General features: G+C 69.0%; 7 protein-coding genes. 1 reads left to right on the plus strand and 6 read right to left on the minus strand.

Translation table 11 applies throughout. The features are described 5' to 3' along the window. Positions 1 to 903: 903 nt before the first annotated feature. The 6 genes from BG482_RS17905 to BG482_RS17930 form a co-directional block, all read right to left on the minus strand. Positions 904 to 3813: a glycoside hydrolase family 2 TIM barrel-domain containing protein gene (locus BG482_RS17905; RefSeq protein ID WP_069770058.1), complete on the minus strand. Its 2910-nt coding sequence runs from the start codon at positions 3811 to 3813 to the stop codon at positions 904 to 906. A gap of 12 nt (positions 3814 to 3825) precedes the next feature. Further along, on the minus strand, positions 3826 to 4722 hold the full coding sequence (locus tag BG482_RS17910; protein WP_069770059.1) for a carbohydrate ABC transporter permease: 897 nt from the start codon (positions 4720 to 4722) through the stop codon (positions 3826 to 3828). Continuing rightward, entirely contained in the window at positions 4719 to 5684 is a 966-nt protein-coding gene (locus tag BG482_RS17915; RefSeq protein ID WP_069770060.1) for a carbohydrate ABC transporter permease, read from the minus strand. Before BG482_RS17915 ends, BG482_RS17910 begins: the two co-directional genes overlap by 4 nt. 20 nt (positions 5685 to 5704) lie before the next feature. Further along, entirely contained in the window at positions 5705 to 6961 is a 1257-nt protein-coding gene (locus BG482_RS17920) for an ABC transporter substrate-binding protein (RefSeq protein WP_079141881.1), read from the minus strand. A gap of 570 nt (positions 6962 to 7531) precedes the next feature. Further along, on the minus strand, positions 7532 to 8785 hold the full coding sequence (locus BG482_RS17925) for an ROK family protein (protein WP_069770062.1): 1254 nt from the start codon (positions 8783 to 8785) through the stop codon (positions 7532 to 7534). 149 nt (positions 8786 to 8934) lie between these two features. Then, positions 8935 to 10179, minus strand: coding sequence for an FAD-binding protein (locus BG482_RS17930; protein WP_069770063.1), 1245 nt, complete (start codon positions 10177 to 10179; stop codon positions 8935 to 8937). Between the two features lie 150 nt (positions 10180 to 10329). Here BG482_RS17930 and BG482_RS17935 point away from each other — a divergent pair, with 150 nt between their 5' ends. Then, positions 10330 to 11649, plus strand: coding sequence for a radical SAM protein (locus BG482_RS17935; RefSeq protein WP_069770064.1), 1320 nt, complete (start codon positions 10330 to 10332; stop codon positions 11647 to 11649). Positions 11650 to 11720: the final 71 nt, after the last annotated feature.

Below are 11720 nucleotides of genomic sequence, written 5' to 3' on the forward strand. Positions count from 1 at the left end.
GGTTCAGCCAGGATCCTAGGGGTTCGCAGGTGGGAGGCCGGACGGCGCGAGGGGAACAGGCCCGGCATCGCGAACGGATCGCCGTAACGCCTGAGGCCTGGGGTGGGATGCGACCGCGCACAGCGAGTTGGGTGGGAGACTGTTCCCGGGGGACTCCCGTTGCGTATCCGGTTTCCCAGCCCTCCACGTCGGCGCAAGTCTGCGTAACCGGTTTCCCCAGCCCTCGTCTGCGCGAGCTTGTGTAACCGGATTCCCGCAGTTTTCCGCCCTCTCTATACCCGCGCAATCCTTCGCAACCGGTTGCTCCCCCCCAGCGGCCCCTGACGTCCGGCCAGCAACGCGTTTCCTCAGGTTCGCCGTCCCGGCAGCCCTATCGCCGGGCAGCGCCAAAGCCAGTAGGGATGCCGGGACCAGTTACACGGTGCGGAAGCCTGAGGGATCCGGCCGGCCCGCACAGCCACAGCCACGGCAACAGCCACGGTGACAGTTGTGTAATCGCTTTCACCCCGATGCAGTGCCCGAGGCTCCACCGCCACAGCAGCCGTGAGACGACGTACGCCAACGGGCCCCGCAGGAGCGAGATCGCCGAAGCGCCAGGGGATGCCGGTGTCGTGCCCGTGGCGCCGTGGCAGGCAGAACAGCGGCCGCGGGATACGCGACGACCGCGAGGGGAGCGGCCGTGGATGAGAACACGCGCAACTGCAGCTGGAGGCGCACAGGCACGGGACGCACCGGACAGAGTGGCGTTCGGGCCGTCGATTCAGACCGGTCGCATGACGTCGCCGGAAGGGTCGGCCAGGCCGTGTCGGTCAGACCTGGCCGACACGGCCTGGCCGACCGAACCATGCCGGCACAGGACGTGGTTCGGCCGCTGGGGTCAGTCGGTGGGGCCAGTCAGTGCGGTCAGTCGGTGGGCGTGAAGACGAAGGAGAACTGTGCGGGCGCCGCGTTCAGGAAGTGCTGCGGCAAGGGGCCCGGGCCGCAGGACTGGGAGCCGAGGCCGTGCTGACCGTGGTCGAGGTTGACCCACACCGTCTCGCCCGGGACCAGGTCGGTGCGGTGGGCGGCGGCGTCGAGCTGCTCGGTCGTCCAGCGCCGCGCGGTGAACCAGAACGCGGGGTCCCCGTCGATGCGCAGTCCGCCGAGTTGCGCCCAGCGGACGTCGGCACGGGCGCCGTTCTCCTGGGGGCGGACGTACGGCGTCTGCAGGTCGTCCACGGTCGACTGCCAGCGGCCGACCGCCGCCGCCGACCTGCTGTCGGGATACGCCTCGCCGGGGCCGCCCCCGAACCACGTCACCCGGTCGGCCTCGGACAGCCCGAAGCGGACGCCGAGACGGGGGAGCGGCACCGTCCAGTCGCCCTCGGGGGTCACGGAAACGGTCAGTCGTACGCGGTTTCCGTCCGACGTCCACCGATAGGCAGTCGACAGGCCCACCTCCCAGCCGGCCGGCGCCACTCGGGTCCGTACCGTCAGCGCGTCGTCGCCGACTTCGACCGCGTCCAGCCGGTGCCGCATCCGGTGCAGGCCCAGCCTGCGCCAGAGCAGACCGTGGCGGACGTCCGACTGCCAGGGCGCGCCGTCGTCGTTGTCGGTGGTCGCCCGCCACACGTCCAGGCGCAGCCCGGTCACCGTCACCGGGCCGAGGGTGCGCAGCTCGCCCGTGCGGATGTCGAAGGAGGCAGGGCCCAGGGTGACGAGTCGTTCTCCGGTGATCGGTGCGATCGCCGGACCGTGCGACGGCAAGGTCCTTGGCGTTGCCGCCACTTGGCCCCAGGCGACCACGTGTCCCGCGGCCGCCCACGCGGTGTCCGCGGCCAGCACGGCCTGGACGGTCCAGCCCGTCCCCGCACCGGCCGGGGCGCCGGACGGCGTTTCCGGCAGCTTGACGTCGGCCGACTCGCCGGCCGCGAGCGGCGGCACCGCGAGAGGCCCGGATCCGACGGTCTCGCCGTCCGCCTGGAAGGACCAGGTGAAGGCCAGCGCCGAGAGGTCGGCGAAGTCCTGCTTGTTGGTGACGCGGACCGTGCCCTCGGCGGTGGCGTCCAGGACGACCGGCTCGATCACCTTCTTGAACTCGACGAGACCGGGGGAGGGGGTGCGGTCGGGGAAGACGAGACCGTCGCAGACGAAGTTCCCGTCGTGCAGTTCCTCGCCGAAGTCGCCGCCGTAGGCGTAGCCCAGCCGAGGGTGCCGGACTCCGTGGTCGATCCACTCCCAGACGAAGGCGCCCTGGAGCCGTTCGTGGGCCTCGAAGATCCGCTGGTATTCGGCCAGCCCGCCGGGGCCGTTGCCCATGGCGTGGGCGTACTCGCAGAGGATGAAGGGGAGTCGACGTCGTCCGAGGGTGCCGCCGTCCAGACCCTGTCCGATCCGCTCGACCTCCTCGTGGGAGGCGTACATACGTGAATAGACGTCCGTGTCACGGCAGTTGAGGTCGCCCTCGTAGTGCACGAGACGCGAGGCGTCGCGGGCGTGGATCCAGTCGGCCATGGCGGTCAGACCGCGCCCGGTGCCGGCCTCGTTGCCCAGGGACCAGACGACGACCGACGGGTGGTTCTTGTCCCGTTCGACCATGCGGGCGGCGCGGTCGAGGAGTGCGGGGGTCCAGCGGTCGTCGTCTACGGGGTTGTCCCGCCAGTCCTGCTCGACGAAGCCGTGCGTCTCCAGGTCGCATTCGTCGATCACCCACAGCCCGTACTCGTCGCACAGGTCGAGGAAGGCCGGGTGCGGCGGGTAGTGCGAGGTGCGCACCGCGTTGACGTTGTGCCGCTTCATCAGCAGCACGTCCTCGCGCATCGTCTCCGGATCGAGGGCGCGGCCCGTCTCGGGGTGCCATTCGTGCCGGTTGACGCCCTTGAAGAGGATCGGGCGGCCGTTGACCTTGATCAGCCCGTCTGCCAGCTCGACGGTGCGGAAACCGATGCGCAGGGGCACACGCTCGCCCTCCGTCACCAGCTCGCCGTCGTACAGCGTGGGCGTCTCCGCCGTCCACGGCTGAACCGGTGCGGTAACCGCTTCCCCGGTTGCTACGTCCATGTTCAGGGCGGGCACGGTCACCCGCCCGTCGACATCGGAGTCGACGCGCAGGCAGCCCTCGCCCGTGACGTGGTCGTAGGAAGCGTGCACGAAGAAGTCGAGGACACTGCCCGCCGGACGGTGCAGCAACGTCACGTCACGGAAGATGCCGGGCAGCCACCACTGGTCCTGGTCCTCCAGATACGAGCCCGCCGACCACTGGTGGACCCGGACCGCGAGGACGTTCCCACTCGGCCTGAGCAGATGCCCGACCGCGAACTCGTGCGGCAGGCGGGACCCCTTGAACTCGCCGATGTCCGTGCCGTTCAGCCAGACCCGCGCACAGGACTCGACGCCGTCGAAACGGAGGACGAAACCGCCTTCAGAAACCTCGGGCCATCCGTCGGGGAGGTCGAAGACCCGCAGGTGGTCACCTGTCGGGTTCTCCGTGGGCACCCGGGGCGGGTCGACCGGGAAGGGGTAGAGATGGTTGGTGTACACGGGCGAACCGAAGGCGCCGTCTCCCTGCAGCACCCAGTGGCCGGGGACCGTGACCTCGGCCCAGTCCCCGGCGTCGTACCCCTCCTCGGCGAACGCGTCGTCCTCGGCGTCGGCCGTCGCCGACACGCGCAGCCGCCAGCGTCCGTTCAGCGACAGGGACTTCGCGTCCGAGGCCGCGTACCAGGCCCGGGGCGCAAGAGCCCCGACGCCCGGCGAGACGTCCTCGACGTAGTCGACGGGGGAGGTGCCCTCCGCCCGGGCCGAACGGGGAGAGGGGGAGGTGCGGAAAGACATCGGTCTCCTAGGTCAGCCCTTGATTCCGGTCTGCGCGATCCCCTGGACCAGCCAGCGCTGGAGGAAGAGGAACACGAACACCAGGGGCAGGATGGAAAACGCCGTGGCCATGAAGATCAGATGGAAGATGACGGTCTGGTTGGTCATGTAGTTGGAGAGCGCGACCTGGACCGTCCACGAACCCGGGTCCTGGCCGATGACCAGCGGCCACAGGAACGAGTTCCAGCCGTTGATGAACGTGATGGTCGCCATCGCGGCGAAGAAGTTCAGCGAGTTGGGCACCACGATGCGCCAGTACGCGCCCCAGTAGCCCAGTCCGTCCACCCGCGCCGCCTCCTCCAGCTCCTTGGGGAACCCCAGGAAATACTGCCGGAACAGAAAACACGTGAAACCGCTGAACAGTCCCGGGATGATCAGACCTCGGTAGGTGTCCACCCAGCCGAGCGACGACACCAGGACGAAGCTGGGGACGAATGTGACCGCCGTCGGGACCATCAGGGTGCCCAGGACGGCGTAGAAGACCTTGTTGGCGTGCCGGTACGGGATGCGGGCGAGTCCGTAGCCGGCGAGGGAGCACACCAGCAGGACGCCGACGGTGTGCAGGGTGGCCACGACCGCGGAGTTCCACAGGGACTGACCGAAGGGCACCGTCTCGTCGGTGAACAGTTCGCTGACGTTGCCCCACTGCAGGTGCGTGGGGAAGAACTTCCAGTTCTCTCCGGTGATCTCGGCGTCGGTGGAGAGGGCGTTGCGGATCAGCAGGTAGAACGGGATCAGGAAGAAGAAGCCGGCGATGCCGGTGGCGACGTAGAGGCCGGTGGAGCTCATCACCCCGCCACCGCGTCGGTCCCGGCGGGGCTTGTCCGGCGGCGGCGCGGCTTCCCCCACCTCGGGCAGTGTGGTCGTCACTTGGAATCCTCCCCCCTTCCGAAGCCCAGGAACTTGCCCTGGAGCAGGGTCACGGCGCAGATCAGCACGGTCAGGATGACCGCGCCCGCGCTGCCCGAACCGTAGTCCTGGCTCTCGCCCAGGGCCTTGTAGTACAGCTCGACGAGGGGCGGACGGCCCCAGGTGGTCTTCGACAGGAGGTTGTAGAACTCGTCGAAGGCCTGGTAGGCCGCGATCAGCAACAGCAGGATCACCGCGGTGGACGTGGCGCGCAGCTGCGGCAACGTGATGTAACGGAACGTCTGCCAGCCGGGCTTGGCGCCGTCGATGGCGGCCGCCTCGTACAGCTCACCCGGAATGTTCTGCAACGCCGCCAGGAACAGGATCATGTAGAAACCGGACTGCAGCCACAGCCGGGCCGAGACGATCACGACCCAGTACCAGGGCGGATTGGGGTCGACCAGCCAGGCGATGTTCTCGATCCCGAACCAGCCCAGGACCGTGTTCATCATGCCGAAGCGGACCCCGCTGAAGATGGACATCTTCCAGATCAGCGAGGCGGCCACGTAGCTGCACGCGGTCGGCAGGAAGAAGACCGACCGGAAGAACGCCCGCATGAAGCGCAGCCGGTTCACCAGCAGGGCCAGACCCAGCGAGAGTGCCCAGGTGGTGGGCACGATGAACGCGGCGAAGGCGGTGAAGGTGCCGAGGGAGCCGACGAAGTCGTCGTTCGTCAGCATGTACGTGTAGTTCTCGAAGCCGACGAACTTGTCAGGTGTGACGGTGAAGCGGGCCTCGAAGAAGCTGAGCCAGATGCTCCACAGGATCGGGGCGTAGACGAAGATCGCCAGGCCGATGAGGAACGGGCCGGTGAAGAGCCAGAAGTTGACGGTGGGGCTGCCCCGCAGTCCCCGCCGCGGCTTGGCCGGTGAGGCCTTCGCCCGGGCGGGGCGCGCGAGGTCGCGCGTCTCGGTCGTCGACATGTCGTGGTCCGTCCCGTGGCCTATCCGAACAGCTTCTTGAGTTCCCGGTTGACGGCCGTGTCGGCCTTGTCCAGCGCGGCCTCCGGGTCCATGTCCTTGCGGACCGCGTTGGCGAAGACGTCCTCGAGCGAGGTGATCATGGCCTGGGTCCAGCCGATGTTGTCGAAGTGCCCGAACTCGTTGAACAGCCGGACGCCCTCAGCCGCGTTGCCCGACTTGAGCTTGGTGGCGGTCTGCGCGATCGAGGTGCGCGGCGGAATGTGGAAGCCGAAGGACGTGGCCCACTCCTCCTGGTACTTCTTCTGATCGATCCACAGCCACTTGACGTACTCCTTGGCCGCGTCGACGTTCTTGCCCTTGGCGTTGACGAACATCGACCAGCCGCCGTTGTAGACCGACTGCTTGCCGGAGTCGACGGTCTTGGGGAAGGGGAAGACGCCCCAGTCGTCGCCGAGCGCCTTCTGGATGGCAGGCATCGCCCACATGCCGCAGAACTGGATCGCGCACAGGCCCTGGTTGAGCGAGGAGGGGTCCCAGGACGCGGTCGGCGCGCCGAGGAGAAGGTGGCCGCTGGTGAACAGCTTGCGCATCTTCTTGATGCCCTCGATGACGCCCGGGGTGTGGTAGGCGATCTGGTTCTTCTCGTCGAGGGTGTCGGCACCTGCCGACCAGATCATCGGGTTGACGACGCTGTGCAGGTCGTCGCCCATGTAGAGGCCCTTGACCTTGCCCGTGGTGAGCTTGGCGGCGGCCTCCATCAGCTCGTCGAGCGTGGTGGGGACCTGGACCTTGGCCTTCTCCAGCATCGACTTGCGGTAGAAGAAGAACTGCGGGTCGTCGATCATGCGGACGCCGTATATCTTGCCGTCGACCGTGTGCGACTTGATGTCGGCCGGGTTGAAGTCGCTCTTGACGGGTTCGATGATGTCCGTCAGATCCGCGACCTGACCGCTCTTGATCATCTGGATCTGCGGGTGGAACTCGAACAGGTCGGGCGCGCTCTTGGTGAGCAGAGTGGCGAAGAGCTTGCTCTCGAAGTCGGCGCTCGTGATCCACTGCGTGGTCACGTCGGCCTTGTCGTAGGCCTTCGCGTACTTCTTGATCGCCTGCTCGGTGCCCGGCTCGCCGTACGCGTGGAAGAACTGCGTCAGGCCGACGCCCGAACCCGACCCCCCGCTCCTGCCGTTGTTGCTGCCGCAGGCGGCGAGCGTGCCGGCCGCGGCCATGCCCGCCGCGGCCCGGAAGAGGGATCGGCGGGACCAGTTGCTGTTGCTCATTGCCGACATGGTGACGTCCTTGTCTCGAGTACGGCTGCGGCTCGACGGCTTCGGGGCCGGATGGCTCAAATGACGCTGCGGAGCGGGACGTTAACCTTCGGCTAAGGCTTCGGCAAGGGGTTGGACGAAGTCTGTTCGAAGCGTTGTGATCGGTTCGGCATGACGAACGGGCGGGTTCCCGGCGGGCGTCACGGGGGAGCGGCGCGAGGCGCGAACCGGGAGCAGGGCGAGGGGAGGTGAGGGCCACCGGTGTCAGGAGCCGGCGGCCCTCGGTCCAAAGGGGTGTTCCCCGGGCGAACTACCGCCCGGCCAGGACCTCGTGGGCCCCGGCGGATCCGTCCTGCCTCCCGGAGCGCGTCACCGTTGCCCCTCCGGACGGTCGGGAAGGCGATGCGTTCTCCGGTCTCACGTTCGAGCACTCCGACTGGTTCTTCCGGCTGTGCCGGCGGATGAGTGTCACGGCCGCCCTCGATGTGAACGCACACGCGCATGAGTGCTCCGTCCCGGTCGGCCGTGGCCGGACGTTCGGCGCGCCTGCCCTTCCGGCCGCGCTGTCGTGCGGACGGCCGCTCATCCGGACGGCGCCGTACGGTTGCGCGCGCCCGCGGACGCGACGCGTCTGACGTTTCGCTGGCCGACGGACTGCAACGCCCCTTCCAGCGCGAACGTCGCCGCGCCCAGGCAGGCCGGGTCGGTCGGAATCGGGCTGACGACGATCCGGTTGGCCGCCAGCGGCCGCTTCAGGGCATGCCGCGCCACCGCCTCGCGCACCTCCTCGAGGAGGGGCTCGCCGAGCCGGGCGGCGACCCAGCTGCTCAATACGACCACTTCGGGATTGAGCACGTTGATGAGGTTGGCGATGCCCGCGCCGAGGTAGCGAGCCGTCTCGCGGACGACCTCGACGGCCGTCGGCTCGTTCGCCGCGACCGCGACCGCCAGCGCGTCGATGGTGGCGGTCTGGTCGTCGGGATGCAACAGCGGGCTGTCCGGGAAGAGTTCACCGAGGTTCTGCATGATGCCGGGTGCGCCGACGTAGGCCTCCACGCAGCCGCGATTGCCGCAACGGCACAACCGGCCGTCCAGCACCAGGGTGGTGTGCCCCCATTCGCCGGCGCTGTTGCTCACCCCCCGGTGCAGTTCGCCGCCGAGCACCAGGCCGGCGCCGACGCCGGTCCCGAGGTTGACCACCACGGCGTCCCCGTGCCCCCGCGCCGCCCCGAACCACAGCTCGGCGACCGCGCCGGCCCGCAGCGGATTGTCCAAGTACAGCGGATACGCGATGTGTTCGGAGAGCAGATCGAGCAACGGCACGTCGTGCCAGTCCCAGTTGGGCGCGTACTCGGAGATGCCCGTCGCGCGGTCCACCTGACCCGGCACGCTCACCCCGACGCCGAGCACCCGCGCGGCCTCGACCCCGGCCTGCGCGACCACCGAACCGGCGGCCGCCGCGACATGACTCACCACTTGCTGCGGACGGCTCTCACCGGGCCGCATGTTCTCCTCGGCGCGCGCAAGCACGTTCAGCGCCAGATCGAACAGCTCGACATGGACGTACGTCTCCGCGATGTCCACGCCGATCAACGCGCCCCCCGACGCGTTGACGGCCACGAGTCCCCGGGGGCGGCCGCCCGCCGAGTCCTCGAACCCGACCTCGGTGATCATGCGGAGGTCGAGCAGCTCGCCGACCAGGGTGGCGACCGTGGCGAGCGAGAGACCGGTCGCGGCCGCGAGCTCCTGCCGGGAGGTGGGCGACGCGGCGATGATCTGGCGCAGCACCTCGTAGCGGTTCGCGGTGCGGATGTCCCGTGACGTGCCGCGCTTCATGGAACGTGCCCCCTCATCCCTGCCGTCCCTTCGGTGCCGGGCGGGCCGGCACTGCGACGGCTCCGGCGCCGCGCCAGGTTATGGCGTGCCGCAGGGTTCGACAAGGGGTTAGGAAAGGGGCTTTATAAAGTCGCCGGGCCCGTCGGGCGTCAGCCGCCGAGAACGTCCCGCACGAATGCGTTGCTGAACTTGCCGGCGGGATCCAGCACGCGTGTCAGGGCGGTGAAGTCGTCGATCCGGGGATAGCGGCCGCGCACCACGTCGGCGGGCAGCTGGAAGACCTTGCCCCAGTGGGGGCGCGGCTCGAACGGCTCCAGCGCCGCCTCCACGGCCCGCACCACCGGCAGCACCGCCGTCGTGTCCTCGATCCAGGTGAAGTGGAGGGCCACCGTGTCCCGGCCGTAGGAGGGGCTCAGCCACTGCCCGTCGGCCGCCACGGTCCGCACCTCGCAGATCTGCAGCACGGGGGCGACCGTCTGCCGGATGCCCTCGATCGCTTGCAGCGCCCGGACGGCATGCGGACGTGGCAGCAGATACTCGCTCTGCAACTCGTTTCCGCTGCTCGGGGTGAACTCTGCCCTGAAATGCGGCAGCCTCTCGTGCCACGGACCCGGCACCCCGAACTGCGCGGTGCAGTTCACGGCCGGCATCCCCGGCACCGGATGCAGGGCCTCCACGGCGGGCGCGGCCCATGGGAAGTCGGCGAGCGGCTCGTCCGTGCGCCGCTTCATCCACACCTGCCGAAACCCCGGCGCACCCCAGTCGGTGAACAGGCTGACGCTGTACGCCGCACCCGCGACCGTCTCGAAGTCGAGCCCCTCCAGAGGGAGTTCGGTGAAGAGGTGCTGTTCCACCTCGTAGGCCGGCTCCAGGTCGAGCGTGAGCGCGGTCACGACGCCGAGTGCGCCCAGGGACGTGACAGCACCGTCGAACCGCCGGTCGCCGCGCCCGACGACGACGGTGGAGCCGTCGGCGGTGACGATCTCCACCTCCCGCACCGAGGCGGCCAGCGGACCGTTCGCGACCCCGGACCCGTGTGTGCCGGTCGCCACCGACCCCGCGACCGAGATGTGCGGCAAGGAGGCCATGTTCGCCAGCGCGAGCCCGTGCTCGTGCACCCGGCGCGCCAGCTCGGCGTACCGGACACCGCCGCCGACCCGCACGGTGCGGGCCGACGCGTCGACGTCGATCTCACCGGTCAGACCGTCCAGCGACAGCAGCACCCCGTCGCCGCCCGGCTCGGCGATCTTGTTGAACGAGTGCCCGCTGCCGAGCGCCCGCACCCGGGTGCTGCCCGCGACCAGCGAGCGCAGCTCGTCGAGGGAGCGCGGGCGGTGCACTTCCTTCGCGGCGAAGACGATGTTGCCGGCCCAGTTGGTAACGGTTTCCGTCATGCGACTGCTCGCCCCTTCCGAGGAGATCGAGAACCCTCGGTTCCCAGGTGGAACCTACCCTGCCCGCAACACGAGGCCCCCCGCCCCCGCCTTCGCGTCGGCAGGGGCATACCGTGAGGAGTCGTACGCCTGAGCCGGGAGGAGAGTCGGATGGACAGCCGTACCGCGCTGGTCGAGGATCTGATGGAGCGGTTTCCGCATGTGCCGCGGGAGGCCGTCATCAAGGAGGACCTGCTGCGCGGAGGCCTGGCCTTCGATGCCTCGGCCCTCAGCGACAACGAGTCGGGGGAGGTCAAGCCCAAGTCGTACTTCATCTTCTCCTTCGACCACGGCACCCTGCCCGAGCTCGGCGAAGCCGCGCTGCGCCGCCCGCCGGAGGAGATCATCCTCACGGGTGGCCCCTACGACCTGCGGCGCACGGTCGTCTCCGTCCGGGTGAACCCCGCCTCGCCGTATCGCGTCGCGGCGGACGACGAGGGTCTCCTCGGCCTGTACCTCGACGGGCAGCGCATCGCCGACGTCGGGGTGCCGCCGATGCCCGAGTACTACCGGCACAAGCTCTCCAACGGGAAGTCCGTCATGGAGGTCGCCCCCACCATCCAGTGGGGTTACCTCATTTACCTGACCGTTTTCCGCGTGTGTCAGTACTTCGGCGCCAAGGAGGAGTGCCAGTACTGCGACATCAACCACAACTGGCGCCAGCACAAGGCGGCCGGGCGGCCCTACACGGGCGTGAAGGACGTCGAGGAGGTCCTCGAAGCCCTGGAGATCATCGACCGCTACGACACCCAGAAGGCCTCCACCGCCTATACGCTCACCGGCGGCGCGATCACCAAGACCGTCGCCGGCCGCGACGAGGCCGACTTCTACGGCCATTACGCCAAGGCCATCGAGGAGCGGTTCCCGGGCCGCTGGATCGGCAAGGTCGTCGCCCAGGCGCTGCCCCGAGACGACGTCCAGCGCTTCAAGGACTACGGGGTGCAGATCTACCACCCCAACTACGAGGTCTGGGACCGCAGGCTGTTCGAGCTGTACTGCCCGGGCAAGGAGCGCTACGTCGGCCGCGACGAGTGGCACAAGAGGATCCTCGACTCGGCGGAGATCTTCGGCGCCCGCAACGTCATCCCCAACTTCGTCGCGGGAGTCGAGATGGCCGAGCCCTTCGGCTTCGGGACCGTCGACGAGGCCATCGCCTCCACCACGGAGGGCCTGCGCTTCTTCATGTCGCACGGCATCACGCCCCGCTTCACCACCTGGTGCCCCGAGCCCACGACCCCGCTCGGCAAGGCCAACCCGCAGGGTGCGCCGCTGGAGTACCACATCCGGCTGCTGCAGGCCTACCGCGCCGCCATGGACGAGTTCGGCCTCTCCTCGCCGCCCGGCTACGGCCCGCCCGGACCCGGCCGTGCGGTCTTCTCGGTGAGCTCTTTCATGGACAGCCTTCCGGTGCAGGACGCGGCGACCGTATAGTCCCCGGACGTATGGTCCTGGAACCGCTTTCGAAGCAACCCGGGGGCAGGCGGCGCGAGTCGAGACGACTC

Source organism: Streptomyces sp. LUP30 (assembly GCF_001746365.1).
In the GTDB taxonomy this organism is placed as follows: Bacteria; Actinomycetota; Actinomycetes; order Streptomycetales; family Streptomycetaceae; genus Streptomyces.